Raw genomic sequence first — 26,093 nt, 5'->3', positions numbered from 1 at the left:
TAGGGAAGAAGGAGTTTAGTCGTTTCGCATGGAATAACAACGGTTAAGGTTCGGTCCGGATTTAACGGGGAATCCGGAAAAAGCACCATCTGAAAACGGATACATACGACGCTTGATCAGAATTTTTTTTCGTCGCTTTTTGTCGACTCTCTTCATATTTAACAGTTCGGTATTTTTTGACGAGGCTCTGAAAAGCGGGAAGGTTTTATCATGGAAACAGACTGAAAATTTACGCTATACTCATGAGGAAGACATGATGGCGTCAAGTGACCTTAATAATTGGCCCATCGCTTGTAAGACTCTGTTCGAAGGAGGAATTTTCTTGTCGGTGTTACATTTAGCTATCTTATTGCCGCTTCTCGCGGCACCGTTCATCCCGTTCTTGTTCCGGGCGCTGAAGCGAATCCATACGGGTTGGTTCGTGTTAATCGTTCCGGTCGTCCTGTTCGTGTACTTCTTCCGCTTCATCGGAATCACGAGCGCGGGGGACGTCGTGACGGAGACGGTCGAATGGATGCCATCGCTCGGCATCAACTTCACGGCCTACGTGGACGGGCTCGGACTATTGTTTGCCCTCCTCATTACAGGGATTGGGGCGCTCGTCGTCCTCTATTCGATTTACTATTTGAATAAAGACAAAGAGTCGCTCGGTCATTTTTATGTGTACTTGCTCTTGTTCATGGGTGCGATGCTCGGTGTCGTCCTCTCGGATAACATGGTCGTCATGTACATGTTCTGGGAACTCACATCGATTTCGTCGTTCCTGTTGATCGGGTATTGGTACGAGAAAGAACGCTCACGCTACGGGGCACGTAAGTCGATGCTCATCACCGTGTTCGGGGGCTTGTCGATGCTAGGGGGGATTGTGATCCTCGAGTCGATCGTCGGCTCATTCAGCATCCGTGACATGGTCGCCAATCAGGCACTCATCGCCGATAGCCCGTTCTTTATCGCGGCGATGATTCTCATCTTGCTCGGCGCCTTCACGAAGTCAGCGCAATTCCCGTTCCACATCTGGTTGCCGGATGCGATGGAGGCACCGACCCCGGTCAGTGCGTACCTCCACTCGGCGACGATGGTCAAGGCCGGTCTCTATCTCGTCGCGCGGATGAGCCCGGTGTTCCAGGAGTCGTCACTCTGGCTATGGATCATTGCCTCGGTCGGGACGTTCACGCTCTTCTGGGGTTCGTTCAACGCGGTCAAACAGACCGATTTGAAGGGAATTCTCGCCTTCTCGACCGTCAGTCAGCTAGGTCTCATCATGTCGCTTCTTGGCCTCGGGGCCGCGGCGCTACATTATGACGGCATGGATGACAACATCTATATGGTCGCAACAATCGCGGCAATCTTCCACTTGATCAACCATGCGACGTTCAAAGGGTCGCTGTTCATGATGGTCGGAATCGTCGACCACGAGACGGGGACGCGTGACATCCGTAAGCTCGGCGGTCTGATGACCGTCATGCCGATTACGTTCACGATTGCCGTCATCGGCTCGTTGTCGATGGCAGGGCTGCCGCCGTTCAACGGCTTCCTCAGTAAAGAGATGTTCTTGAAGGCAACCACGAAAGTGTTCTCGATGGACTTCTTCGCGCTCGATACGATCGGCATCTTGATCCCGGTCGTTGCGTTCATCGCGAGCGTGTTCACGTTCATCTACAGCTTGATTATCTTCACCCGGACGTTCATGGGCAAAGCCCAGTTCGACCGGTTACCGAAACAGCCGCACGAGGCACCGATCGGGATGCTCATCCCGCCAGCGATTCTCGCTATCCTCGTCGTCGTTCTCGGTTTCGTACCGAACGTGTTGTCGAACTCGCTCATCAAGCCGGCCGTCGAGTCGATCTATCCGACGCTCGTCGCGAGCGGGCAGGACGTGAAGGTCGACATCTACTTCTGGCATGGATTGACACCTGAACTCTATATGACGATTGGGGTCATCCTGCTCGGGACGCTCATGTTCTTCACAATCAACAAGTGGATGGGCATCTACAACCATATCCCGCATCGCTTGACGCTCAATGGCATGTACGACGGGACGCTCGTCTGGTCGAACAAAGCGGCGTACCGTTTTAAAGACAACTATATGACGGGCTTCATCCGCTCGTATTTGGTGTACATCTTCTTGTTCTTGTCAGGCATGATGTTGTTCTCGATGTATCGCTTCGACTTGTTCGACTTCTCGTTCGGCGAGATGGAACCTGTCGCACCGTATGAATACGTCCTCGGGGCGGTCGTCATCTTGGCATCGCTTGCGATTCTGTTCATGCGTTCGCGTCTGCCGTCGATCATCTTGCTCGGTGTCGTCGGCTACTCGGTCGCGTTGTTCTTCGTCTTCTTCAATGCCCCGGACCTCGCCTTGACGCAGCTCGTCATCGAGACGGTATCGGTCGCCTTGTTCTTGCTCGTCTTCTACCACATGCCGGAGATCAGCAAGAAAGAAGTACGTGTTAAGTTTAAAATCGAGAATGCGATCGTCTCGATTTTCGTCGGGGTGACGGTGACGCTCCTCAGCTTCATGGCGCTGTCGAACCGTTCATTGTCGTCGATCTCCGAGTATTATAAAGAAAACGTCTATGACTTGGCAGCCGGGAAGAACATGGTCAACGTCGTCCTTGTCGACTTCCGTGGCTTTGATACGTTGTTCGAGATCGTCGTCCTTGCCATCGCGGCCATTGGGATCTATACGATGATCAAATTTAGAACGACAGTACGTACGAAAGGAGCGCGCGAACATGAACCGAAAAAATGATCAGGTCAATGACGTCATCTTACAGACGGCCGCGGTGATCATCTTCTTCATCATCATCGTGTTCTCGATCAATTTATTCTTCGCCGGGCACTACTCGCCGGGCGGAGGTTTCATCGGTGGTTTGATGACAGCGGCGGCGCTCGTCCTCTTGCTTCTCGCCTTTGACTCGAAGACGCTCGCTGACGTGCTCCCGTTCGACTATCGGAAGATGACGGCGCTCGGTCTCGTCATCGCGATGCTGACGTCACTTCATAGCATCTTTTGGGACCGTCCGTTCCTGACGCACGCCTATGACAAATTCGATTTGCCGCTCTTGGGCGAACAGACGCTTCACACGGCGATCGCCTTTGACCTTGGCGTTTACCTTGTGGTCATCGGTGTGACGATGACGATCATTCAAACGATTGGAGAGAGTGAATAATGGAAATCTTCGTTAGCATCATCATCGGTGTCCTGACGATGAGCGCGGTCTATATGATTCTCTCAAAGAGTTTGTTGCGCATCATCATCGGCACCGGGTTGCTCAGCCACGCTGCCCACTTGCTCGTCTTGACGATGGGTGGACTGAAAACCGGAGCGGCACCCGTTCTCGTCGATGGGGTCACGGAATATACCGACCCGCTCCCGCAAGCGCTCGTCTTGACGGCGATCGTTATCAGCTTCGGGGTGACCGCGTTCTTCCTCGTGCTCGCGTATCGGGCTTACCAGGAACTGAACACGGATAATATTGAGGAAATGAAAGGAACGGAATCGAATGATTAACTTACCGATCTTTCCGATTGTCATCCCGGCGCTTGCGGCCATCTTTCTTCTCTTCGCACCGAAGCAAGTTCGTCTGCAACGCGGAGTGGCACTCGGGGCTTTACTTGTAACGTTTGCAGTGACGGTGCTGCTCATCTTCACCGTGTCTCAAGACGGCATCATGACCGTCAACTTAGGGAACTGGCCGGCACCGTTCGGAATCACGCTCGTCTCGGACATGCTGTCGGCACTACTCGTCGCCACGTCGACGTTGCTCGTCTTTTTCATCGTCTGGTTTGCGACCCATTACTTCTCAGACGCCTATGAATCGAACTACGTCTACGTCGCGATGCTGTTCCTTCTCGTCGGGGTGAACGGTGCCTTCACGACAGGCGATATTTTCAACTTGTTCGTCTTCTTTGAAGTCTTCCTCATCTCGTCGTACGTGTTGATCGTGCTCGGCGGGAAGGGCGTCCAGTTACGCGAGTCGATTAAGTATTTGCTCGTGAACGTCATCGCCTCGGCGCTGTTCGTCATGGCCGTCGCGCTTCTTTACGGGACGGTCGGTACGCTCAGTTTGGCGGACCTCGCGCAAAAGATTCCGCTCGTGGAGAATCAAAGCGTCATCACCGTCATCGGTGTGTTCTTCGTCATCGTCTTCGGCTTGAAAGGGGCACTCGTGCCGCTCCACTACTGGCTCCCGGGCTCATATGTCGTGGCGCCGACACCGATTCTCGCCATGTTCGGGGCGCTGTTGACGAAAGTCGGCGTCTACTCGATCTTGCGGACGTATACGCTCCTGTTTGATGGTGGAAGTGCGTTCATGCAGAACTTCTTGATTATCCTCGCCGTGTTGACGATCGTCATCGGGATGATCGGGGCGATCGCCTATAACGACGTCAAGTTGATCATCATCTACAACATCATGATCGCCGTCGGGGTCATCTTGTACGGAATCGCACTCAACACGCAGACGTCGCTCGAAGGGGCGCTCTACTATTTGATTCATGACATGTTGATCAAGGCCGCCTTGTTCATGCTCGTCGGGATGATGATCGGCATTACCAAGTCCGGTCAACTGCGCGACATGGGCGGTTTGATCACCCGATTCCCATTGTTCGGTTGGACGTTCTTCATCGCAGCGTTGTCCCTCGCCGGGATTCCGCCGCTCAGCGGATTCTTCGGGAAACTGTTGATCGTTCAAGGCGGGGTCGGGGAAGGCAGCCTGTTCGGGCCGCTCCTCATCTTGCTGTCGAGTCTGTTCGTCCTCTTCTCGGTCATCAAAATCTTCTTGTACGGATTTTGGGGAGAAGAGAAACGAGTCTATGACGGTCCGCTCGTGCCGTATATGAACCGCCTCATCGTGCCGACGTTCTTGCTTGTCGCCGTCGCCGTCGCCTACGGGTTTGGTGCCGAAGCGATGCATCCGTTCATTACTCAGGCAATCGAACCGCTCGTGCAACCCGAAATCTATATCGATGCCGTGATTAAGGAGTGATTTAGAGATGGCTTACCAACTACTCATCAACTTTTTCCTGGCGTTCATTTGGATGTTCTTCACGGGTACGTTCACGACGAGCGGATTCATCATCGGTTACTTGCTCGGGTTACTCGTCATCTTCATGATGCGCCGCTTCTTTAAAAACACGGACTTTTACTTCACCCGTGTCTTGAAACTGTTTCAACTGTTCTTGATTTTCTGTCGCGAACTCGTCGTAGCCAACATCGAAGTGCTCCGGCTCGTCTTGAGCCCGAAACTAAAAATCCAACCAGGCATCTTTCGGTATCACACCGAACTCGATGCCGGCTGGAAAGTGAGTTGGCTATCGATGCTCATCACGCTGACACCAGGTACGCTTGTCGTCCAAGTGTCAGACGACAATAAGACGCTCTACATCCATGCGCTCCATATGCCGGATAAAGAGTCGCTCAAACAAGACATTTACGATAACTTTGAGTCGAACATCAAGGAGGCGACCAGCTAATGTTAAATATTATTATTTACGTCGCCCTCGCCATCCTCGTGCTCGCCATGCTCGGTATGCTGTACCGGGTCGTCAAAGGGCCGACGACAGCGGACCGAGTCATCGCCCTCGACTCGATCGGCATCGGGTTGATCTCGGTCGTGTCGTTGTTATCGATTTTGCTCGATACGACGATGTTCTTCGAGGTCATCCTCTTGCTCGGGATTTTAGCCTTTATCGGAACGGTGGCGTTCTCGAAATTCCTCGAGAAGGGAGAGATCATCCAACATGACCGCAACAATGATTTATGACATCTTGACCGGCGTCTTCACGATCATCGGTGTGTTCTTCACCGTCGTCGCGGCCATCGGTCTGATCCGGCTCCCGGACATCTATTCTCGCGCCCACGCCGCCTCGAAGAGTGCGACGCTCGGCGTCATGTTCGTCCTGTTCGCGGCGCTCTTGCACGTCTGGGTCGACCAGCGCATCTTTGACGCACGGCTTCTGCTCGGACTGTTCTTCGTCTTGTTGACGGCGCCGGTCGGCAGTCACTTGGTGGCCCGCGCGGCCCATTCTCAAGGTGTCCCGCTTTGGAAGAAATCGCTCCAAGATGCACTTCGAGAAGATAAGGACAAAGGAATCGAATGACGAAAGGCTCTTCCAAGTCAAATTGGAAGAGCCTTTTTGCGTCACATCAGATACGTCACGTCAGAGGCTGACGTCGGATAGGCGAACTCCAAGTGTTTGATGTGTTGATGGGTGATGTTGTTTTGTATAATAAACGAGAACAAGTTGATCAATTCCGGTGCATGTTGCCCAATCAAGTGGGCCCCGAGCACGTGGCCGTCTTTGCTGAGCAGAATGCGGGAAAACGCCGTCGTGTCGTTGATGCGCTCATACGTCAAGAAATGGGACAAGTCGTTGTCCTTACACTCGTAGTCGATGCCGCGCGCCTTCGCCTCCTCGACCGTCAGTCCGACCTTGGCAATCGGCGGTGTCGTGAAGACGACCGTCGGGGCAGGGCGCTCCGGTAAAGGACGCGTGTTGTCCCGTAACAGGTTGAGAGCGGCGATGCGTCCTTCCTGCCCCGCGAACGGGGTGAGGGCGGGGTTGCGGCTCTTGGCGACGTCCCCGGCTGCATATACGTTCGCATTCGTCGTCTGCAGGAACTCATTGACGAGGACGCCGCCGTGGTCGGACTCGATACCGGCCGCGTCCAAACGGAGCCGTTCGATGCTCGGAATTCGCCCGGTGGCGTTAAGGACGACGCCTTCGAGGGTAGAGTCATCTGATAACGTCAGCACGTCCCCATCCATCCGGACGGGCTCGATGCCGTAACGGACATCGATGCCGATTCGAAGCGTCTCATCGACGAGACGTTTGACGACTTTGCGATCGAATTGTTTAAGTGCCCGCGATCGGATGAGGAGGGTCACCTCGCTCCCGAAGCGGCGGAGGATATGTGCGAATTCGAACGCGATATAGCCGGCCCCGATGATGATGACGTGTTTTGGCAAGTCGTCGAGGTCGAAAACGTCGTCGCTCGTGATGGCCAAGTCGCCACCCGGGATGTCGAGCGGTCGCGGAATGAGACCTGAAGCGATTAAAAACTGATGCGCCGAGATTTCATGCCCATCAATGACAATTGAGTCTTCATCGATGAAATGGGGTTCGCCTTCGAACAAGTCGATGTCGTGCTCTTTCCAATGATGCATCTTCGTCGTCGGGACGGCGAAACGATACTCGTCGATACGCCGTTTAAAGGCGTGCCAATCGAGCGTGAGCGCGCCGTGGACACCGAGCGATTTCATCCGTTCCGCACGGGCAATGAGCTCTGCTCCTTCCGCGAGCATCTTTTTCGGGTCACATCCGCGTTGCGGGCACGTCCCGCCGAACGTCCAATTCTCGACGATGGCAATTTGTTTACCGGCGTCGCATAATACGTTAGCGGCTTGGCTCGCTGCCGAGCCGCTGCCGATGATGATGACATCGTACCGTTTCATAACAAAACCCTCCCTCTGAGACTTCATCAAATTTTTCCCGTCTGGAAGGAACTTAAACTGAGGTGATTGAATTTGAGTCATTCTGACCACATTAAACATAAATTGGCGCTGCTCCCGGACGAGCCCGGCTGTTACTTGCATAAGAACGAGTACGGCGAGATCATTTACGTCGGGAAAGCGAAAAATCTGAAAAATCGGGTCCGGTCTTATTTTACCGGGGCGCATGACATCAAGACAATGCGCCTCGTCGCTGAGATTCGCGACTTTGAGTATATCGTCACGGCGAGCGAACTCGAGGCGCTTCTGCTCGAGATGACGCTCATCAAAAAGCATGACCCGAAATACAACATCCGTCTCAAAGACGACAAGTCGTACCCGTACATCAAAATCACGAACGAGCCGTACCCGAGGTTACTCACGACGCGGAAGCTGAAGCGGGACGGCGGCTTCTATTTCGGCCCGTACCCGAACGCCTATGCTGCCAACGAGACGAAGCGGTTGCTCGATAAACTGTATCCGCTCCGGAAATGCCAACCGATGCCACGCAAGCTCTGTCTGTATTACCATATCGGGCAGTGTCTCGGACCTTGCGAGCTCGCCGTCGACACGGATGAGCAAAAAGACATCGTCCATGAAATTCGCCGCTTTTTGAACGGCGAGACGAGCGAGACGCTCGCCAAGCTCCAAGTCGACATGGGACGAGCGGCCGAAGATATGCAGTTCGAACGAGCCGCTGAGCTCCGTGACCAAATCCGGGCCGTCGAGTCGATTATGAACAAACAGAACATGATCACGGCCGACCCGACAGCACGCGACGTCTTCGGCTATACGCTCGACCGCGGCTGGATGTGCGTCCAAGTGTTCTATATGCGGGGCGGCAAGATGATCGAGCGCGACGTATCACTGTTCCCGCTCCACGGCGAGCCGTCCGAGGAGCTCGAGAGTTTCATCGTACAGTTCTACGAGCAGAACGTATTGCCGAAGGAAGTGCTCGTCCCCGAGATCGTCCGCATCGATTTGTTGAACGAGGCGATCGGGACGAAAGTGATGCAGCCGAAGCGCGGGGCAAAGCGACAGCTGCTCGACTTGGCGACGAAAAATGCGGGCATCGCCTTGAACGAGAAGTTCGAGTTGCTCGCCCGCGACGAAGAGCGGACGCTCCTCGCCATGCGTGAACTCGGTGAGGCGATCGGCATCCCGAACTTGTCGCGTGTCGACATCATCGACAACGCGAACATCCAAGGGGCGGACGCCGTCTCGGCACTCGTCGTCTTCGAAGACGGGAAGCCGCTCAAGAAGGAATACCGGAAATACAAGATTCGTACCGTCCAAGGACCGGACGACTACGAGACGATGCGAGAGGTCGTCCGTCGTCGGTTCCGTCGCCTGTTGACGGAAGAGAAGCGTCTACCGGACTTGCTGTTGATTGACGGGGGCATCGGGCAATTGAACGCCGCCCTCGACGTCCTGCAGAACGAGTTCGGGCTCGACTTGCCGGTCGGGTCGCTCAAAAAAGATGACCGTCACCGGACGAGCCAGCTCTTGTTCGGGGAAGGCGGCGGGGTCGTCGAACTGAATTCGCGCTCGAGCGCGTTCTATTTGCTCCAACGTATGCAAGACGAGGTCCACCGCTTCGCCATCACGTTCCACCGCAGTTTGCGGACGAAGAAGATGACGAAGTCGGTGCTCGACGATATCCCGGGCGTCGGGCCGAAGCGACGTCAGCAGTTGATCCGCCATTTCGGGTCGATGAAACAGATCCGCCTCGCCTCGCTCGAACAGTTGAAGGAAGCAGGCCTGCCCGAGAAGTTGGCCGAGACCGTTTTGCAATACGTTCATGAGGAGACGGACGAATGAGTCGAGGGGCATCCTCCGAGATGCCTGCCATCATCCGTCCGGTCGTCGAGGCGTTCATCGAGCGGGTCGACGGTGTGATCCCATCGCTTGAGCACCTCTATTTGCATGGGTCGGCCGCGATGGGAGGGTTTCATCCGGATCATAGCGACCTTGATTTTCTGATTGTCACGAGTCGTCCGCTAACGCCTGAAACAAAGGTGGGACTGACACGTCTCTGTCTTGAGTCATCGAACGAACCCTATCCGATTGAGTTGAGTGTCCTTACAGTGGGTGACCTGACAGCTTGGAGGCACCCGAGTCCATTTGATTTTCACTACAGCGAGGGTTGGCGTTCGCGTTTCGAATCGGCGCTTCAAACGGGGGAAATAGCGACCATACAATCCGGAATGACCGATCCCGACTTGGCCGCCCATATAAAAATCACTAGCGAGCGAGGCATCGTGCTCTACGGTCGTCCGCTCAAGGACGTAATCATCGGCTTCAATGAAGTCGACTATCGAGATGCCATCCTGTTTGATGCGCGAGACTGTCTCGATTCGATCCACGACACGCCGATGTATAGTGTGCTCAATCTGACGCGTGTCCTGGCGTATTGTTCCGACGACCTCGTCTTATCGAAACAGGAGGCGTTTGAGTGGTCGACAGCGAAAGGCTTCTCGATCGATGTGTTACCGACAATCGAGAAAGCGGCAGCGGCTTACGCCGGGAATGATGTAAGCTTCACAGCAGATGAACTGAATGTCTTCCGAGACTTCGCCCGGGACAACCTTCAACACATATAAAAAGAGCCGATGCGGTCAGTTCGCATCGGCTCTTCGTCATTCATACGTATCTTTTCGGTCTAGTTGGACGGTGATTTGGACGGCCTGGCGCGCCACATCGGCGTAGCCCTCGGCGACGCATTGGAAACGACCGGCAATTTGTTCGGCTAAAAAGCCAGCCTCAAGCTGGAAGTAGCCGGTTGCCTTTTCTTGGGTCGCAGGCGGGGGAAGTAGTTCGAACAAGAACTTATTTCCTTTTTCTTTCAACAACGTCAATTCTCCCCAGCCGGCTTCGGCAAAAAAGGCGCTCAGTTCGTCGTTCGTCATGACCGGGAACTTGCGTGCGACCCGTTTGCCCGACCAATAGATGACTTGGGCGTAGTCGTCCCCGAGCAAATCCGTCAACACATAATCGCGAAGCAGTTCGATCGCGAAAGTGGGTTGGCTCATCGTTTCCATCTTCTTCCATCACTCCATTCTCTCTATACCATTATAACGACGATTCGCCTTTTGGTCACCGGGTATTTTGCAAAAGAATGTGGCACAAATCGGTCGGGTTGTCTTGTCATACAAATTTCACAAGAGTAGAATAGGAGACAGAAAGCTATATTTACATTTGAAAACGCTTTTATTTACAAAACGAGCCAAGGGCTCGTGAAAAGGGGGAACTAGAATGGCAGCGCGTCGTGACTATTTCAGTCGTAAAGTCCATTCGCTACTTGGGGTCATCCCAATCGGCTTGTTTTTGATCGTTCACTTGTCGGTCAACTACTATATCGTCGATGGGGTGGAGTCGTTCAACAAGGCAGCAAAATTTATGGAGAGCTTACCGTACTTATACTTCCTTGAAGTGACGGTCATCGCTTTGCCGATGATTTTCCACGGGGTGTATGGCGTGTATTACGCGTTCCTCGGTTCGATTAACACGAACCGTTACTCGTACGCCCGCAACTGGATGTATATGATCCAACGCTTCACGGGCGTCTTCCTCGTCATCTTCATCGCATGGCACGTTTGGGAAACGCGCTTGGCGAAGTTGCGTGGCGTCGAAGTGAACGCGGAGATGATGCAAAACATCGTCGATAATCCGCTCATGCTCATCTTCTACATAGTCGGGATTCTCTCGGCTACGTTCCACTTCGCGAACGGTCTCTGGTCGTTTGCCATCACGTGGGGGATCACACAGTCGCCTCGTTCACAGCGCTTCATGAGCTATGTCTCAGGCGTCGTCTTCTTGGCACTATCTTTTGTCGGCATCCGTTCTATCTTGACGTTCGCAGGCATCTTGTAATTAGGGGGAAAAGTTCATGGCAAATCAAAGTTTGATCGTCATCGGTGGCGGTCTGGCTGGACTCATGGCGACAATCAAGTCGGCTGAGATGGGTGTTCCGGTAAAACTATTCTCGCTTGTACCGGTCAAGCGTTCACATTCAGTTTGTGCACAAGGCGGTATCAACGGTGCCGTCAACACGAAAGGGGAAGGGGATTCTCCTTGGCAACACTTTGATGACACGGTCTATGGGGGCGACTTCCTCGCCAACCAACCGCCGGTCCAAAAGATGGCGGAAGCGGCACCGAAGATCATCCACATGTTCGACCGCATGGGCGTCATGTTCAACCGGACGCCAGAAGGTCTTCTCGACTTCCGTCGTTTCGGCGGCACGCTCCATCACCGTACGGCTTACGCCGGTGCGACGACAGGGCAACAGCTCCTGTACGCACTAGACGAGCAGGTTCGTCGCTACGAGGCGCAAGGGCTCGTCGAGAAGTATGAAGGCTGGGAGTTCCTCCGGGCCATCATCGATGAAGCAGGTGTGTGCCGTGGTGCGGTCTGTCAGGATTTGCGCTCGATGGAAATTAAAGCGTTCCCATCGGACGCGGTCATCCTCGCGACAGGCGGCCCAGGTGTCATCTTCGGCAAATCGACGAACTCGGTCATCAATACCGGCCAAGCGGCTGGAGCGGTCTATCGTCAAGGTGCGGTCTATGCGAACGGTGAGTTCATCCAAATCCACCCGACGGCGATCCCGGGGGACGACAAGCTTCGTCTCATGAGTGAATCGGCGCGCGGTGAAGGCGGACGTGTCTGGACGTATAAAGACGGCAAGCCATGGTACTTCCTTGAAGAGAAGTATCCGGCCTATGGAAACCTCGTGCCGCGTGATATCGCGACGCGTGAAATCTTCGACGTCTGTGTCAACCAAAAGCTCGGCGTCAACGGCGAGAACATGGTGTACCTCGACTTGTCGCATAAAGACTCGAAAGAGCTCGACATCAAGCTCGGCGGGATCCTTGAGATTTACGAGAAGTTCGTCGGCGACGATCCACGAAAAGTCCCGATGAAGATCTTCCCGGCCGTTCACTATTCGATGGGCGGACTATGGGTCGACTACGATCAGATGACAAACATCCCAGGCTTGTTCGCAGCCGGTGAGTGCGATTACTCGATGCACGGTGCGAACCGTCTCGGGGCCAACTCGCTCTTGTCTGCCGTATACGGCGGGATGGAAGCCGGTCCGGCGGCCGTTCACTACATGCGCGGTCTCGACCAGGCGACAGAGAGCGTGGCAGAAGCGCTCTTCAACTTCAACGAACGTGAAGAAATCGAGCGGTTCAATGACATCCTCGCGATGGACGGTACGGAAAACGCGTATCAAATCCACCGTGAGCTCGGCGAACTCATGACCGACAACGTCACGGTCGTTCGTTACAACGACAAGCTCGAGGCGACGGACCTCAAACTCCGTGAGCTTCGTGAACGCTATAACAACATCTCCGCGACCGACACGGCTCGCTGGAGCAACCAAGGGGCATCGTTCATCCGACAACTCGACCACATGCTCGACCTCGCGCGCGTCATCACGCTTGGCGCGTTGAAACGTGACGAGAGCCGTGGCGCTCATTACAAACCGGACTTCCCGGAACGTGATGACGACAAGTTCATGAAGACGACGATGGCACGTTACAACGCAGGGGAAGTCGATATCTCGTATGAAGAGATCGACGTTTCGTTAATCCCGCCACGCAAACGGGATTACTCGAAGAAAGGGGCGAAGACGAAATGACGACGCCGATGCAATCTGAACAAAAAGATATTCGTTTTATCATTGAACGCCAGGACGGACCGGACCAAGCCGCTTATACGGAAGAGTTCACCGTCCCGTACCGCCCGAACATGAACGTCATCTCGGCGTTGATGGAAATCCGCCGCAACCCGGTCAATGCGAACGGGGACAAGACGACACCAATCAACTGGGATATGAACTGTCTCGAGGAAGTGTGCGGTGCCTGCTCGATGATCATCAACGGCAAGCCGCGCCAATCGTGTACGGCGCTCGTCGACAAGCTCGAACAGCCGATCCGCCTTGCCCCGATGAAGACGTTCCCGGTCATCCGTGACCTTCAAGTCGACCGTCAGCGCATGTTCGACGCGTTGAAAAAAGTGAAGGCATGGGTCCCAATCGATGGAACGTACGACCTCGGACCAGGACCGCGGATGCCAGAGAACAAACGTCAATGGGCGTATGAACTATCGAAATGTATGACGTGCGGTGTCTGCCTCGAGGCGTGCCCGAACGTCAATGACAAATCGAGCTTCATCGGACCGGCCGCGATCTCGCAAGTCCGTCTCTTCAACTCGCATCCGACTGGCGCCTTCCACGCGGAAGACCGTTTGGAAGCGCTCATGGAAGACGGCGGCCTCGCACAGTGCGGAAACGCGCAAAACTGTGTCGAAGTTTGTCCGAAAGGTATTCCACTCACGACATCAATCGCCGCGATGAACCGTCAGACGACGCTTCACTCGTTCAAATCGTTCTTCGGTAGCGACAAAGGCCGCACCGGTTCTGCGGTCGAGGCGTAAGGCTACGGATGACGAAGTACTTCCGGGAAGCCGATTGGGAAACACGTGTCAGAGCAGGGGTCGCGCTAGACGTCAAAGTCCGATTCTCGGAGTGCGACCCGTACGGTCACATGAATAACACAATTCCGTTCATCTATTTCGAGGACGCGCGGATCGAGTTTCTTGAAGCGACAGGTTTTTCGTTAAAAGATGGATTTGTCGTCGTAGCAGACGCCCAGTGCGACTACGTTCGCCAAGTGATGCCGCGGCAATCGATTGTGGTGTATGCCAATGTCTTGACGGTCGGAAACACTTCATGTGATATTCATTACGGGGCATATGATGGAGACCAGCTCATGTTCGCGGGGCGTACGAGCCTCGTGCACTTGTCGAAATCCGGTCGTCCGACCGAATGGACTCCAGAATATAAAAATCGCTTGCAGAATTTTTGCGAATCCGCTATCATTTGATAATGAGTTCACAAACAATTATTCTGCGGGTTCGCCTGTAGAATTGAAATTTGAAGGGAGACCTCACGTCATGGAAAAAACGTTCACAGTCGTTGCAGATTCAGGAATTCACGCTCGTCCAGCTACACAGTTGGTAAACACAGCTTCTAAATTCCAATCAGATATCAACCTTGAGTACAACGGTAAGACAGTAAACCTCAAGTCGATCATGGGTGTACTTTCACTCGGAATCGCAAAAGATTCTACAATCAAAATCACTGCAGCTGGTGACGATGCAGAAGAAGCGGTTAACACGCTTTCTGACATGCTCACAAGCGAAGGTCTTGCTCAGTAATTGAGCGACGGACGAGGCGGCCAATCGGCTACCTCGTCTTTTTTGTTTGTCACGAGACCGTTTCTTTTTCAGAATCGGCTTTTTTGGTAAGATAGATGGGAATGGAAGTGATGATTATGAAACGAGCGATTGGAGTACTCGATTCAGGAGTTGGCGGCTTGACTGTGGTCAAAGAACTGATGCGCCAACTACCGAAAGAAGAAATAATTTATATCGGCGACACGGAACGGTGCCCGTATGGCCCGCGCCCGCACGATGAGATTGAAGCCTATACGTGGGAACTGATCGAGTTCCTGTTAAGTAAGAACGTGAAGATGATCGTCATCGCCTGCAACACGGCGACAGCGGTCGTCTTGAAAGAAGCGCGCAAACGCCTCAATATCCCGGTCATCGGTGTCATCGACCCGGGGGCACGGGCGGCCGTCAAAGGAACGCGCAATAAACATATCGGCGTCATCGGAACGAAGATGACGATTGAAAGCAACTCATACGAGACGGCGCTCCGACACGTGGCCGGCGAAATCGATGTATATTCGCTCGCCTGTCCGCCGTTCGTCCCGCTCGTCGAAGCCGGCGAACTCGATGGGGAGCGCGTCCGCGACATCGTCGCTGAGACGATTCGTCCGCTTCAGTCTTCCGAGATGGACACGCTCATCCTCGGCTGTACGCACTATCCGCTGCTCGCACCGGTCATTCAAGACGTCGTCGGACCCGACGTCCATTTGATCTCGTCCGGTGACGAGACGGCGCTCGAAGTAGCGGCCATCCTTGACTTTAAAGAGCTCGAGAACGATTTGGATACGGTCCCGGTGCACCAGTTTTATGCGACCGGGGATGTCGTCATCTTTGACCGTTTGGCGACAGAATGGCTCGGTCAACCCGTGAGAGCGGAGAAAGTAGAGGTGTCCGGTGTCGATGCGTAACGAAAGACAACATGACGAGCTCCGGCCCGTCGAGATCGTTCCCCATGTGAATAAACATGCGGAAGGGTCGGTCCTCATCTCGATCGGGGACACGAAAGTCATCTGCACGGCGACCGTCGAAGAACGCGTCCCGAACTTCTTACGCGGCAAGAAGCAAGGCTGGATCAACGCCGAGTATGCCATGCTTCCGCGTGCGACCGGTAACCGCACGGTCCGCGAATCGGTCCGCGGCAAACAGTCGGGCCGGACGATGGAGATTCAACGGTTGATTTCGCGGTCGCTCCGTTCGGTCGTCGATTTAGAACGGCTCGGTGAACGGACGATTTGGATCGACTGTGACGTCATCCAAGCCGACGGGGGCACCCGTACGGCCTCGATTACAGGCGGCTTCTGCGCGCTCGTCCTCGCGGTCGACGCGCTCATCCGTCAAGGCAAGCTCGACGACACGCCGATCAAAGAAGGCGTCGCTGCCATCTCGGTCGGACGGACCGACGAATTGCTCCTCGACTTGAACTACGAAGAAGATGCCGCGGCCGAGGTCGACATGAACGTCGTCATGACGGCGAGCGGACGTTTCGTCGAAGTGCAAGGGACAGGGGAAGAAGCGACGTTCACGTTGCTCGAGATGAACGAGATGCTCCACATGGCCCAAAGCGGAATCGAGACGCTGTTCAAAGCGGCCGAAGACGCGCTCGGTGCCTCGTGGTGGTATGTCGGGGAACAATTGGAGGAAACAACATGAAACTGATCGTCGCAACACGCAATAAAGGAAAAGTCGCAGAAATTGAAGGAATGCTCACGCCGCTCGGGTTCGAAGTCGAATCACTTCTAGATTATCCGGACGCACCAGAGACGGACGAGACTGGGACGACGTTTGAAGCGAACGCCGAGTTGAAGGCGACGGAGGCGGCCCGCTATTTCGGCCACGCCGTCCTCGCGGATGACTCTGGACTCGAAGTCGATGCGCTTGACGGGGCACCCGGTGTCCATTCGGCTCGTTTCGCCGGACCGGAGAAGTCGGATGAAGCGAACAACGCGCTTCTTCTCGAGAAGTTGAACGGAGCGACCGAACGAACGGCTCGCTTCATCTGTGCCCTCTGTCTCGCCAAACCAACAGGGGAGACATTGACGGTACGCGGCACGATCGAAGGGACGATCGGCTACGCGCCTCATGGGGAGAACGGTTTCGGTTACGACCCGCTCTTCATCGTTCCGTCACTTCACAAGACGGCAGCAGAACTTGAACGCGACGAAAAGGCGGCGGTCAGTCACCGCGGTCAAGCACTACGAAAGTTAGAGGCAGAAATTATTCCGTTTATGGAGGGGTGACCTGTATGCGTTTTCTCGTAGTCAGTGACAGTCACGGATTGACAGAAGAACTATCGATCATCTTCAACCGGCACGAACAAGAAATCGATGACGCGTTCCATTGTGGGGATTCCCAGCTCGCGCTCGTCGATGAACATCTGCTCCCGTATCGTACGGTGCGCGGTAATTGCGACTTCGGCGGCGACCTCCCGCTTGAGCGAATCGAGGAGACGGCTGAAGGGACGATTCTCATCGTCCACGGCCATCACCACGACGTGAAGTACGACTTGAACCGGTTGCGTTACCGGGCTGAAGAGGTCGGGGCGAACGTCGTCTTGTTCGGCCACTCGCACGTCGCCGGAGCTGTGATTGAGGACGGGGTGCTTTACGTGAACCCGGGTTCGATTCGCATGCCGCGTGGACGGAGTGACAAGACGTATGTACTGATGGATCTCGAGAACGGACAGGCAACGGTCCGCTTTTATCGATCAGAGGACGGTTCGGCCGTCGAAGATCTCGATGTGAGCGGAAAGCTGTGACGGAATGAAAAGAAGGAATTGACAGCAAACCATTTTTCTATTATAGTTTTCTTGTCAATGTCCCAATAGCTCAGCTGGATAGAGCAACGCCCTTCAAGACAAATAGGAGCCTTTATAGGGAAACAGAAACCTATAGAGTGGACGACACTATATCGGTGAAGCCTTAACAGATGATGCTGATGGTAATACCGAGGAAACTTATTTCCTTTCGGGGACAAGGTGGTTCGAAGGACTAAAGGTCATCCTTTAGAGGTAGAGCCATTGAAGAAGCAGTTTGCTCGTGAGGTTCCGTAGAGACTACACGTGTCGCACCTGAAATGGTGAAGATATAGTCCAGACTACAAACAACACACGTTGGTGGCGAAAGCCATGGTGGTAAGCTAAGGCGTCGGTCGGGGGTTCGAATCCCTCTTGGGACACTTCCATTTAAAATAGAGATAGCCTCCACGGAGGTTGTCTCTTTTTTCGTTTTTCAGGGTATTGATTGACAACGAATCGATTCCTAAAGGAAGATGGAGATGAATGGAAAGGGTGTGGGGAGATGGCAAAAGAGCAAGCGTACCCGTTTCCAGGGAACTGGTCGCGGCTTCAGAAGATGATTCAAGAGGCAGACGCGGCCGGGGAACGGCAACGGGTCGAACCGATTCTGTGGGATTGGTACGAGGCAGTGCCCGGCGATCCATTTATTTTCATGGAAATATTCCAATGTCTGATGGAACGACCGGAAGAACCGGAGACGCTCGAGAAACTCGAAGAGCTCGTCACGACACAGATGACGGTGGCAGAAGAACCTGCAGCCGGCGGGCTTCAAATCGCCCAGTATTACATCATGCGTGACCAACCGTTCGAGGCGGCCCATTGGATCAACCTGTATCTCGAGTGGCAAGAAAAGACCGATCATGTCAACACGCAAGCACATCAAGTGCTCCAAGTGTTGAAGTTGACCGAGTTCCCAGCCGCGATCGCCAAAGTGAAGCGAATCCTTAACCGGGGCGGAATCGGCGAACAAATCGAGACGCTCGAACACGTTCATTTCAATATCGATGACGTCCTCGACAACGTCTTGAAAGAGCTCCTCGTCGCGGAACGGCCGAAGTTGATGAAGTTGATTGTGCTCCAAAAGGCGTTCGACGAGCTGCCGGTCATCGAATGGACCGACCTCGGGACGCGGCACCGATTGACGCATGACGAAGCGAAAATCCACACGGAAGCGTGGGAGACGATGGTCAACGGGTTGCAGCGAGCGGTATATGGTGACGAGATCGCGACGCAGCTGCTCATGAACTACATGTATACGCACTACCCGTTCACGCCTGAGGAAGCGTCTGCCGTGGAGACAGCGATTGTTCAAGCGAAAACGGCCATCCTGCAACATGAGGAAACGGACGGCCTCGCCGCCGAAATTCTTGAGGCGGACATGCGTTTCACCGAGGCGTTTCTGGACTAAATCCTTGTGTGCAGTCGTCGGATTTATGCTATAATACGGATTGTTGTACATTTTTGTACGTATAAACGAATTGTTGGAGGGACTTAGCATGACAGCAAAATGGGAAAAAACATCAGGTAGCCAAGGCGTACTCACGTACGAAGCACCTGCAGAAGCTTTTGATAAAGCAGTTGACGCCGCATTCAAAGATGTCGTCAAAACTTTGAACGTGCCTGGCTTCCGTAAAGGGAAATTGCCACGCCCAATGTTCAACAAAATGTACGGAGAAGAAGCACTCTATCAAGATGCGCTCGATATCCTCTACCGTGACACAGTTCAAGGTGCGGTCGAAGAAGCTGGTTTCGAACCAATCGCTCTCGAAAACATCGATGTAGACGGCACGCTCGAAAAAGGCCAACCTGTAACGTTCAAAGTAACGTTCGTTGTTGAGCCAGAAGCTGAGCTTGGCGAATACAAAGGTCTCGAGTACGAAGCTGTTGAAACAACAGTCACTGACGAAGAAGTTACAGCTGAACTTGACGCGCTTCAACAGCAAGGCGCAGAGCTTGCTGTCAAAGAAGGCGCAATCGAAAACGGCGATACAGCTGTCTTTGATTTCGCAGGTTTCGCTGACGGAGAGCAATTCGAAGGCGGCACGGCTGAAAACTACACACTCGAAATCGGTTCAGGCCAATTCATCCCTGGATTCGAAGAGCAAATGGTTGGCATGACGGCTGGCGAAGAAAAAGACGTTGAAGTAACATTCCCTGAAGAGTACCACGCTGACAACTTGGCGGGTAAACCAGCGACATTCAAAGTCAAACTTCACGAAGTCAAAGCGAAGCAAGTTCCTGAGCTCGACGACGAGTTCGCAAAAGACATCGACGAGTCAGTTTCATCACTCGACGAGTTGAAAGCGAAAATCCGTGAGCGCTTAGAGACTGCGAAGAAACAAGAAGCGGAAGGCACAATGCGCGACCAACTCGTCGAGCAAGCAACAGCTAACGCAACAATCGACGTACCTGCAGTACTCGTTGACCAAGAAGTAGACCGCATGGTTCAAGAGTTCGGCACACGTGTTTCTTCACAAGGAATCGACCTCAACATGTACTTCGAACTCACTGGTACTTCTGAAGAAGCGATGCGCGAAGAGATGAAAGAGCAAGCTGAAGAGCGCGTTAAAGCTCGTCTCGTCTTGAAAGCAATCGCTGAGAAAGAAGCGATCGAAGTGTCTGACGAAGATGCTGAGAAAGAACTCGAAGAAATGTCTAAACTTTACAACATTGCACCGGATCAACTCCGTACAATGCTCGCGCCACAAGGCGGAATCGAGACACTTAAAGGTGACCTCAAATTCCGTAAAGCGATCGACGTTCTCGTTGAAAACGGGAAAGCGAAGTAATCGGATGACAGAAGGACGGCTGCTCAGCAGTCGTCCTTTTTTTCGTCACGACACTTTGCATGTGTTTATCTTTGATGAAGTGATTTGTTCATGCTACAATTATTGCAACGCAGAGATGTAAATGTTTTTTCGAGAGTGCTTTGCACCTGAAAATACAAATAGGCGATTTATCGCACTTACATCCATTTTCATTCAGAAGGGGTGTACCGAATGTTCAAATTTAACGAGGAAAAGGGACAACTTAAATGCTCGTTTTGCGGGAAATCGCAAGAACAAGTCCGTAAACTAGTCGCCGGTCCTGGCGTATACATTTGTGACGAATGTATCGAGCTTTGCAATGAAATCGTTGAGGAAGAGCTCGGTGTCGAAGAAGAAGTAGAATTCAAAGACATTCCAAAACCACAAGAGATTCGTAACATCTTAGACGAGTATGTCATCGGTCAAGACCGGGCGAAACGTGCGCTTTCGGTAGCCGTCTACAACCACTATAAACGCATCAACGCCGGTGGCCGTTCTGATGATGTCGAACTTTCGAAATCGAACATCGTCATGATTGGACCAACTGGTAGCGGTAAGACGCTTCTCGCTCAAACGATGGCCCGCGTCCTGAACGTCCCATTCGCAATTGCGGATGCGACGAGCTTGACGGAAGCCGGTTACGTCGGGGAAGACGTCGAGAACATCTTGCTCAAGCTGATCCAATCGGCGGACTACGATGTCGAGAAGGCTGAAAAAGGGATCATCTATATCGATGAGATCGATAAGATTGCCCGTAAGTCGGAAAACCCATCGATCACGCGTGACGTATCTGGTGAAGGTGTCCAACAAGCACTTCTCAAAATCTTGGAAGGTACGGTCGCAAGCGTACCGCCGCAAGGTGGACGGAAGCATCCGCATCAAGAGTTCATCCAAATCGATACGACGAACATCTTGTTCATCGTCGGCGGCGCGTTCGCTGGCATCGAAGCGGTCGTCAAACGCCGTATCGGGAAAAAAGTTATCGGATTTGGGAACGACCAAGAAAACCGCGAGATGACGCAAGAAGACTTGCTCGCCCGCGCACTTCCGGAAGACCTTCAGAAATTTGGATTGATTCCGGAGTTCATTGGTCGTCTACCGGTCATGGCGACGCTCACGACGCTTGACGAGGAAGCACTCGTCGAGATCTTGACGAAGCCGAAGAACGCCCTCGTTCGTCAGTACGAGAAAATGCTCGAACTCGACGATGTCGAACTCACGTTCACAGACGAGGCGTTGGTTGAAATCGCCAAGCTTGCGATCAAACGTAAGACAGGCGCGCGCGGTCTCCGCTCGATTATCGAAGAAATGATGCTCGATGTGATGTTCACTGTCCCATCGCGCGACGATATCGAGAAAGTCATCATCACGGATGAAACGATTACGGGTCTTGCCGGTCCGAAATACGTGCTTCGCGATGGTACTGTCGAACAGACAGGCGACAATAAAGAGACAGCATAATTTTTAACGAAAAAGGCTCAAACACTCGGCACATCCGAGTTTTGGGCCTTTTTGCACAGGAGGCGTTGTAATGGAACAGTTACCTATCCTTCCTTTGCGTGGAGTCGTCGTGTATCCGCTCATCGGCGTGACGATCGACGTAGGGCGTCCGCTCTCCCTGCGGGCACTCCTTGCCGCAAAGGAACACGAGACAGATTTGATTGTCGTGACACAAAAAGAGACAGGCAAAGAATCACCTGAACCGGAAGACTTATATGCGATCGGGACACGCGTCCATATCGCCAAGATGAGCGAGCTGTCGAACGAGACGGTCCGCGTTCGTCTTGTCGGGAAAGAGCGCGTCAAAATCAACTCGATTGAAGAGACGAAAGAAGGCTGGTTCGCCGACGTCGAGACGCTTGACCTCGTCGAAGGGGAAGAAGTCGAACGGACTGCACTCGTACGCCTATTGAAAGAACAGTTCGGCAAACTCGTTGGGACAATCAAAGGGTTGTCTCCGGACGAACGGCGCCGCTTTGAGATGTATGAGCGACTCGAGTCGTTGACCGATTATATCTCTTCTAAACTTGATGTCGACGTCGACATTCGCCAAGCGATGCTCGAAGAAGCCGACGCGGTCAAACGCGGCTTAGAGCTGCTCGAGATCATGACGCATGAAGTCGAGATCATCGAGCTCGAGCAAGAGTTGCGCGAACGGACGAAAAAGACGATTGAGCAGGCGCAGAAAGAGTATTATTTGCGCGAACAGATGAAAACGATTCAGCAAGAGCTCGGTGACCAGTCGCAAGAGTCTGAACCGAACCGTCTCCGTGAGAAGCTCGAGGCGCTCGACTTGCCTGAGACGACACGGAAGAACGTCATGCGCGAAGCCGAACGGTTGAACGTCGTCCCGGCGACGTCACCGGAATACGCGGTCATCCGCAACTATCTCGACTGGATCGCTTCGCTCCCGTGGGGCATCGAGACGGAAGATAAACTCGACGTCAAACATGCGGCCGACGTCCTAGACGACGACCACTACGGCCTCGAGTCGGTGAAAGATCGAATCCTCGAGTATTTGGCCGTCCGCCAATTGACGAACTCGCTCCGTGGACCGATCCTTTGTCTCGCCGGACCTCCAGGGGTCGGGAAGACGTCGCTCGCCCGGTCGATCGCGTCGGCGCTTGAACGTCACTTCGTCCGCGTCTCGCTCGGCGGGGTGCGCGATGAAGCTGAGATTCGAGGACACCGTCGCACGTACATCGGGGCGATGCCAGGCCGTATCATCCGCGGCTTGAAGCAGGCCGAAAGCAAAAACCCGGTCTTCTTGCTCGACGAGATCGACAAGATGGCGTCAGATTTCCGGGGCGACCCGGCGTCGGCCATGCTCGAAGTGCTCGACCCGGAACAAAACGTCTCGTTCTCGGACCACTATATTGAAGAACCGTTCGACTTATCGAACGTGCTCTTCATCGCGACGGCGAACGACGTCTCGCAAATCCCGGCTCCGCTGCTCGACCGGATGGAACTCATCCAAATCGGCGGCTACACGGAACTCGAGAAAGTCGAGATCGCCAAACGTCACTTGGTGCCGAAACAATATAAAGAGCACGGCTTGAAAAAGAGCCAGCTCACGATCAAAGAAGACGCGCTTTACGAGGTCGTCCGCCGTTACACGCGTGAGGCCGGCGTCCGTAACTTAGAACGCGTCATCGGGTCGCTTTGCCGGAAAGCGGCGAAGCAAATCGCGATCGGCGAGAAAAAACGCGTCACCGTCTCGTTGAAGAGCCTCGGTGACTACCTCGGGAAACCGAAGTACCGCTATGGCAAAGGCGAGACGGAAGACTCGATCGGAGCCGTCACTGGACTCGCCTACACGGCGTTCGGAGGCGACACGCTCACGATCGAAGTGGCGCTCGCGCCAGGCAAGGGCAAGCTCCAGTTGACGGGGAAACTCGGTGACGTCATGCAAGAGTCGGCGCAGACGGCGTATAGCTATGTCCGTTCGAACGCGGAACGGTTCGGGATTGACCCGACGTTCTACGAGCGCCAAGACGTGCATATCCACGTCCCGGAAGGTGCCGTTCCGAAAGACGGTCCATCGGCCGGCATCACCATCGCAACGGCGCTCATCTCGGCATTGACCGGTAAGAAAGTCCGCCGTGATATCGGCATGACCGGAGAAATCACGCTCCGTGGCCGCGTCCTGCCAATCGGCGGATTGAAAGAGAAAGCGCTCGCCGCACATCGCGCCGGTTTGACGACCATCGTCATCCCGAAAGACAACGAGCGGGACATCGATGACATTCAAGACACCGTCCGTGAGAAATTGACGTTCGTCCCGGTCACGACGCTCGATCAAGTATTAGAAGTAGCATTTGGAGGAAATTAAATAATGAAAATCACTAAAGCAGAATTTGTCACGAGTGCCGTCGCACCGGACCATTATCCGATTCACGAGTTGCCGGAAGTCGCACTCGCTGGACGTTCGAACGTCGGGAAATCGTCGTTCATCAACAAGATTTGTCAGCGGAAAGCGCTCGCGCGCACGTCTTCAAAGCCAGGGAAGACGCAGACGCTGAACTTCTTCAACATCAACGATGAGATCATGTTCGTCGACGTTCCAGGTTACGGCTACGCGAAAGTTTCGAAGACGGAGCGTGAGAAGTGGGGCGTCATGATGGAGCAGTACTTGACGTCGCAAAGCGCCCTCCGTGGCGTCGTCCTCTTGGTCGACATCCGTCATGAACCGTCGGGCGACGACGTGACGATGTACAACTTCTTGAAGCATTACGAAATTCCGGTCATCGTCGTGGCGACGAAGCTCGATAAAATCAAGAAAGCGCAACGTCAAAAACATGAGGCGGCCGTCAAACGGAAGCTACAGTTCGAATCGACGGACCGGTTCGTCGCCTTCTCGGCTGAGACAGCCGAAGGGAAAGACGAGGCGTGGAAAGCGATTTACGATTTGTTGACGCAAGACGAAGATTGAGCGAAGACGAGGGAACCTCCTCGTCTTTTTTGTTTTCAGGGTTACGCGAGCGGGTAAGTATCGTATAATTGTCCTAATTACATAAGACAAGAGAATATAGAACGAGGTGGAAAGATGCAAATCATGTTTCAAAACAAATGGTACCGCTTCTTATTTTGGACGCTAACGATTTTCTTGGTCATCTGGGTCGGGACGGAAATCTCTTTCGTATTCCAACCAGTCCAAGTCATTTTGGCGCTCGTCACGGTACCGCTCATCATTGCTGGACTTTTCTATTATTTCTTAGTCGGGATCGTCGACTTCTTAGAAAAACGGTTAAACGGCAAACGGCCGCTCGCCGTCGGCATCACGCTCGGAGGACTCGTGCTGATCTTTACGCTCGTCTTCAGCATCCTCGGACCGGTGCTCGGCGAGCAGGTCACGTCGCTCGTCAACGCGATGCCGAGTATCGCCAAAGAGTTGCAAGAGCAAGCGTTCGCTGTCCGTGACTCGCTCATGCAAAACGAGTTCTTGTCACGCTTCATCGCCGAGAACGATGATATGTTCACCGATTTCACGAACAACGTCACGACGTACCTCGGTGATATCTTCGGGAACATCGCCTCATCGCTCGGCCAATTTGTCGGCTTTATCACGTCGGCCGTCATCACGATCGTCGTCATTCCGTTCATGCTTTTGTATATGCTCTTGGACGGAAAACGACTTCCGGATTCGATCGTCAAGCTGTTGCCGTCGAGTTATGAGAAGGAGACGCGCAACATCTTGCATGACATGCATACGACGGTTAAGAACTACGTCCATGCCCAGTTGATCGTGGCGTTCTTCGTCGGGATCACGTCGCTCATCGGGCTATGGATCATTGGACTCGACTATGCCATCTTGCTCGCGCTCTTCATGATGGTGACGAACATCATCCCGTACGTCGGACCGTTCCTCGGTGCGGCACCGGCTGTCGTCGTCGCCTTCATCCAAGACCCGATCAAAGTGCTCTGGGTCATCGTCGTCATCATCATCGTTCAACAAATCGAATCGAACGTCATCTCGCCGCTCATCCAAGGCAAGTCGCTCAAGGTGCATCCACTGACGATTATCATCGTCTTGCTCGTCGCCGGAAACTTGGCCGGGATTATCGGGATGCTCATCGCGGTTCCGTTCTATGCGGTGGCAAAAGTCGTCGTTCAAAACATCGTCCGGATTTACAAGCTGAGGGAGCGAAAACATTACCTCGAAGCGGAAGAGGAAGATGAGAAACCAGAGAGTCAAATCATCACCGATCCGTCGTCTCTGAAATGATTAAACAAGTAGAAATGGTCTCTATGTCC

26 protein-coding genes are annotated in these 26,093 nt (G+C 53.6%); 24 read left to right on the top strand and 2 right to left on the bottom strand.

What is annotated here, in order from left to right:
* The first annotated feature begins 322 nt into the window (after window positions 1-322).
* Genes KNP75_RS10055 through mnhG form a run of 7 tightly spaced genes read left to right on the top strand, consistent with a single transcriptional unit; the run spans window position 323 to window position 6,105 of the window.
* The gene (locus tag KNP75_RS10055) at window positions 323-2,752 is read left to right on the top strand and encodes a Na+/H+ antiporter subunit A (protein ID WP_034776771.1); all 2,430 of its coding nucleotides are present in this window, start codon (window positions 323-325) and stop codon (window positions 2,750-2,752) included.
* A complete protein-coding gene (locus KNP75_RS10050) occupies window positions 2,736-3,173 on the top strand; it encodes a Na(+)/H(+) antiporter subunit B (protein ID WP_034776773.1) in 438 nt (145 codons plus the stop codon). The genes KNP75_RS10055 and KNP75_RS10050 overlap by 17 nt, the downstream gene beginning before the upstream one ends.
* The gene (locus KNP75_RS10045; RefSeq protein WP_021066825.1) at window positions 3,173-3,514 is read left to right on the top strand and encodes a Na(+)/H(+) antiporter subunit C; all 342 of its coding nucleotides are present in this window, start codon (window positions 3,173-3,175) and stop codon (window positions 3,512-3,514) included. Before KNP75_RS10050 ends, KNP75_RS10045 begins: the two co-directional genes overlap by 1 nt.
* A complete protein-coding gene (locus tag KNP75_RS10040) occupies window positions 3,507-4,991 on the top strand; it encodes a Na+/H+ antiporter subunit D (protein WP_138859773.1) in 1,485 nt (494 codons plus the stop codon). Before KNP75_RS10045 ends, KNP75_RS10040 begins: the two co-directional genes overlap by 8 nt.
* A gap of 7 nt (window positions 4,992-4,998) precedes the next feature.
* Entirely contained in the window at window positions 4,999-5,478 is a 480-nt protein-coding gene (locus KNP75_RS10035) for a Na+/H+ antiporter subunit E (protein WP_215190311.1), read from the top strand.
* Window positions 5,478-5,768 (top strand): Na(+)/H(+) antiporter subunit F1, encoded by a 291-nt coding sequence (locus KNP75_RS10030; RefSeq protein WP_114165745.1) that lies wholly within the window; start codon window positions 5,478-5,480, stop codon window positions 5,766-5,768. Before KNP75_RS10035 ends, KNP75_RS10030 begins: the two co-directional genes overlap by 1 nt.
* Complete coding sequence (gene mnhG, locus KNP75_RS10025; protein ID WP_034776781.1) at window positions 5,746-6,105, top strand: monovalent cation/H(+) antiporter subunit G; 360 nt, start codon at window positions 5,746-5,748, stop codon at window positions 6,103-6,105. Before KNP75_RS10030 ends, mnhG begins: the two co-directional genes overlap by 23 nt.
* A 41-nt stretch (window positions 6,106-6,146) precedes the next feature.
* Here mnhG and KNP75_RS10020 read toward each other — a convergent pair whose 3' ends face one another.
* Window positions 6,147-7,460 (bottom strand): dihydrolipoyl dehydrogenase family protein, encoded by a 1,314-nt coding sequence (locus KNP75_RS10020; RefSeq protein WP_215190310.1) that lies wholly within the window; start codon window positions 7,458-7,460, stop codon window positions 6,147-6,149.
* 72 nt (window positions 7,461-7,532) lie between these two features.
* Between KNP75_RS10020 and uvrC the strand changes: the two genes are divergently transcribed.
* Together uvrC and KNP75_RS10010 are read left to right on the top strand one after the other, a co-directional pair.
* Window positions 7,533-9,317 (top strand): excinuclease ABC subunit UvrC, encoded by a 1,785-nt coding sequence (uvrC, locus tag KNP75_RS10015; RefSeq protein ID WP_215190309.1) that lies wholly within the window; start codon window positions 7,533-7,535, stop codon window positions 9,315-9,317.
* Complete coding sequence (locus tag KNP75_RS10010; RefSeq protein ID WP_214752501.1) at window positions 9,314-10,099, top strand: aminoglycoside adenylyltransferase domain-containing protein; 786 nt, start codon at window positions 9,314-9,316, stop codon at window positions 10,097-10,099. The genes uvrC and KNP75_RS10010 overlap by 4 nt, the downstream gene beginning before the upstream one ends.
* 36 nt (window positions 10,100-10,135) lie before the next feature.
* On the opposite strand, the gene KNP75_RS10005 is transcribed toward KNP75_RS10010, so the two are convergent.
* Entirely contained in the window at window positions 10,136-10,528 is a 393-nt protein-coding gene (locus KNP75_RS10005; RefSeq protein WP_251128231.1) for a YslB family protein, read from the bottom strand.
* 223 nt (window positions 10,529-10,751) lie between these two features.
* Here KNP75_RS10005 and KNP75_RS10000 point away from each other — a divergent pair, with 223 nt between their 5' ends.
* From KNP75_RS10000 to KNP75_RS09930, 15 genes are all read left to right on the top strand, one after another.
* A complete protein-coding gene (locus KNP75_RS10000) occupies window positions 10,752-11,369 on the top strand; it encodes a succinate dehydrogenase cytochrome b558 subunit (protein WP_215190307.1) in 618 nt (205 codons plus the stop codon).
* A 16-nt stretch (window positions 11,370-11,385) separates the two neighbouring features.
* Entirely contained in the window at window positions 11,386-13,143 is a 1,758-nt protein-coding gene (gene sdhA, locus KNP75_RS09995; protein ID WP_138859768.1) for a succinate dehydrogenase flavoprotein subunit, read from the top strand.
* 8 nt (window positions 13,144-13,151) lie between these two features.
* A complete protein-coding gene (gene sdhB / locus KNP75_RS09990) occupies window positions 13,152-13,940 on the top strand; it encodes a succinate dehydrogenase iron-sulfur subunit (protein WP_200881496.1) in 789 nt (262 codons plus the stop codon).
* Window positions 13,941-13,948: 8 nt separating this feature from the next.
* The gene (locus tag KNP75_RS09985) at window positions 13,949-14,389 is read left to right on the top strand and encodes an acyl-CoA thioesterase (RefSeq protein WP_215190306.1); all 441 of its coding nucleotides are present in this window, start codon (window positions 13,949-13,951) and stop codon (window positions 14,387-14,389) included.
* 70 nt (window positions 14,390-14,459) lie between these two features.
* Entirely contained in the window at window positions 14,460-14,723 is a 264-nt protein-coding gene (locus KNP75_RS09980; protein ID WP_021066838.1) for a phosphocarrier protein HPr, read from the top strand.
* A 116-nt stretch (window positions 14,724-14,839) separates the two neighbouring features.
* Complete coding sequence (racE, locus tag KNP75_RS09975; protein WP_138859767.1) at window positions 14,840-15,646, top strand: glutamate racemase; 807 nt, start codon at window positions 14,840-14,842, stop codon at window positions 15,644-15,646.
* Entirely contained in the window at window positions 15,639-16,388 is a 750-nt protein-coding gene (gene rph / locus KNP75_RS09970) for a ribonuclease PH (RefSeq protein ID WP_034776797.1), read from the top strand. The genes racE and rph overlap by 8 nt, the downstream gene beginning before the upstream one ends.
* The gene (locus KNP75_RS09965; protein ID WP_215190305.1) at window positions 16,385-16,975 is read left to right on the top strand and encodes an XTP/dITP diphosphatase; all 591 of its coding nucleotides are present in this window, start codon (window positions 16,385-16,387) and stop codon (window positions 16,973-16,975) included. The genes rph and KNP75_RS09965 overlap by 4 nt, the downstream gene beginning before the upstream one ends.
* 5 nt (window positions 16,976-16,980) lie before the next feature.
* Window positions 16,981-17,493 (top strand): metallophosphoesterase family protein, encoded by a 513-nt coding sequence (locus KNP75_RS09960; RefSeq protein WP_034776800.1) that lies wholly within the window; start codon window positions 16,981-16,983, stop codon window positions 17,491-17,493.
* A gap of 541 nt (window positions 17,494-18,034) precedes the next feature.
* Window positions 18,035-18,940, top strand: coding sequence for a hypothetical protein (locus KNP75_RS09955; protein WP_034776803.1), 906 nt, complete (start codon window positions 18,035-18,037; stop codon window positions 18,938-18,940).
* An 88-nt stretch (window positions 18,941-19,028) separates the two neighbouring features.
* Window positions 19,029-20,321, top strand: coding sequence for a trigger factor (tig, locus tag KNP75_RS09950; RefSeq protein ID WP_034776805.1), 1,293 nt, complete (start codon window positions 19,029-19,031; stop codon window positions 20,319-20,321).
* 210 nt (window positions 20,322-20,531) lie between these two features.
* A complete protein-coding gene (gene clpX, locus KNP75_RS09945) occupies window positions 20,532-21,800 on the top strand; it encodes an ATP-dependent protease ATP-binding subunit ClpX (protein WP_034776808.1) in 1,269 nt (422 codons plus the stop codon).
* Window positions 21,801-21,870: 70 nt separating this feature from the next.
* Complete coding sequence (gene lon, locus KNP75_RS09940) at window positions 21,871-24,171, top strand: endopeptidase La (protein WP_034776810.1); 2,301 nt, start codon at window positions 21,871-21,873, stop codon at window positions 24,169-24,171.
* Window positions 24,172-24,174: 3 nt separating this feature from the next.
* Complete coding sequence (gene yihA, locus KNP75_RS09935; protein ID WP_034776812.1) at window positions 24,175-24,771, top strand: ribosome biogenesis GTP-binding protein YihA/YsxC; 597 nt, start codon at window positions 24,175-24,177, stop codon at window positions 24,769-24,771.
* Window positions 24,772-24,885: 114 nt separating this feature from the next.
* The gene (locus KNP75_RS09930; protein WP_215190304.1) at window positions 24,886-26,064 is read left to right on the top strand and encodes an AI-2E family transporter; all 1,179 of its coding nucleotides are present in this window, start codon (window positions 24,886-24,888) and stop codon (window positions 26,062-26,064) included.
* The last annotated feature ends 29 nt before the right edge of the window (window positions 26,065-26,093 follow it).

This window comes from Exiguobacterium sp. s6 (assembly GCF_018618155.1).
Lineage (GTDB): Bacteria > Bacillota > Bacilli > Exiguobacteriales > Exiguobacteriaceae > Exiguobacterium > Exiguobacterium mexicanum_A.
The sequence above is the reverse complement of the archived record's forward strand: the minus strand, read 5'-3'. Positions and strand labels throughout refer to the sequence as shown.

Excerpts from the sequence above, each read along its gene's own strand:
- mnhG (WP_034776781.1), top strand. The coding sequence starts at position 5,746 with ATGACCGCAACAATGATTTATGACATCTTGACCGGCGTCTTCACGATC.
- rph (WP_034776797.1), top strand. The coding sequence starts at position 15,639 with ATGCGTAACGAAAGACAACATGACGAGCTCCGGCCCGTCGAGATCGTT.
- KNP75_RS10050 (WP_034776773.1), top strand. The coding sequence starts at position 2,736 with ATGAACCGAAAAAATGATCAGGTCAATGACGTCATCTTACAGACGGCC.
- KNP75_RS09985 (WP_215190306.1), top strand. The coding sequence starts at position 13,949 with ATGACGAAGTACTTCCGGGAAGCCGATTGGGAAACACGTGTCAGAGCA.
- KNP75_RS10020 (WP_215190310.1), bottom strand. The coding sequence starts at position 7,460 with ATGAAACGGTACGATGTCATCATCATCGGCAGCGGCTCGGCAGCGAGC.
- KNP75_RS10045 (WP_021066825.1), top strand. The coding sequence starts at position 3,173 with ATGGAAATCTTCGTTAGCATCATCATCGGTGTCCTGACGATGAGCGCG.
- racE (WP_138859767.1), top strand. The coding sequence starts at position 14,840 with ATGAAACGAGCGATTGGAGTACTCGATTCAGGAGTTGGCGGCTTGACT.
- KNP75_RS10000 (WP_215190307.1), top strand. The coding sequence starts at position 10,752 with ATGGCAGCGCGTCGTGACTATTTCAGTCGTAAAGTCCATTCGCTACTT.
- yihA (WP_034776812.1), top strand. The coding sequence starts at position 24,175 with ATGAAAATCACTAAAGCAGAATTTGTCACGAGTGCCGTCGCACCGGAC.
- KNP75_RS09965 (WP_215190305.1), top strand. The coding sequence starts at position 16,385 with ATGAAACTGATCGTCGCAACACGCAATAAAGGAAAAGTCGCAGAAATT.
- KNP75_RS09955 (WP_034776803.1), top strand. The coding sequence starts at position 18,035 with ATGGCAAAAGAGCAAGCGTACCCGTTTCCAGGGAACTGGTCGCGGCTT.
- KNP75_RS10040 (WP_138859773.1), top strand. The coding sequence starts at position 3,507 with ATGATTAACTTACCGATCTTTCCGATTGTCATCCCGGCGCTTGCGGCC.
- sdhB (WP_200881496.1), top strand. The coding sequence starts at position 13,152 with ATGCAATCTGAACAAAAAGATATTCGTTTTATCATTGAACGCCAGGAC.
- tig (WP_034776805.1), top strand. The coding sequence starts at position 19,029 with ATGACAGCAAAATGGGAAAAAACATCAGGTAGCCAAGGCGTACTCACG.
- KNP75_RS10010 (WP_214752501.1), top strand. The coding sequence starts at position 9,314 with ATGAGTCGAGGGGCATCCTCCGAGATGCCTGCCATCATCCGTCCGGTC.
- clpX (WP_034776808.1), top strand. The coding sequence starts at position 20,532 with ATGTTCAAATTTAACGAGGAAAAGGGACAACTTAAATGCTCGTTTTGC.
- lon (WP_034776810.1), top strand. The coding sequence starts at position 21,871 with ATGGAACAGTTACCTATCCTTCCTTTGCGTGGAGTCGTCGTGTATCCG.
- KNP75_RS09960 (WP_034776800.1), top strand. The coding sequence starts at position 16,981 with ATGCGTTTTCTCGTAGTCAGTGACAGTCACGGATTGACAGAAGAACTA.
- KNP75_RS10035 (WP_215190311.1), top strand. The coding sequence starts at position 4,999 with ATGGCTTACCAACTACTCATCAACTTTTTCCTGGCGTTCATTTGGATG.
- sdhA (WP_138859768.1), top strand. The coding sequence starts at position 11,386 with ATGGCAAATCAAAGTTTGATCGTCATCGGTGGCGGTCTGGCTGGACTC.
- KNP75_RS10005 (WP_251128231.1), bottom strand. The coding sequence starts at position 10,528 with ATGAGCCAACCCACTTTCGCGATCGAACTGCTTCGCGATTATGTGTTG.
- KNP75_RS09980 (WP_021066838.1), top strand. The coding sequence starts at position 14,460 with ATGGAAAAAACGTTCACAGTCGTTGCAGATTCAGGAATTCACGCTCGT.
- KNP75_RS10030 (WP_114165745.1), top strand. The coding sequence starts at position 5,478 with ATGTTAAATATTATTATTTACGTCGCCCTCGCCATCCTCGTGCTCGCC.
- KNP75_RS09930 (WP_215190304.1), top strand. The coding sequence starts at position 24,886 with ATGCAAATCATGTTTCAAAACAAATGGTACCGCTTCTTATTTTGGACG.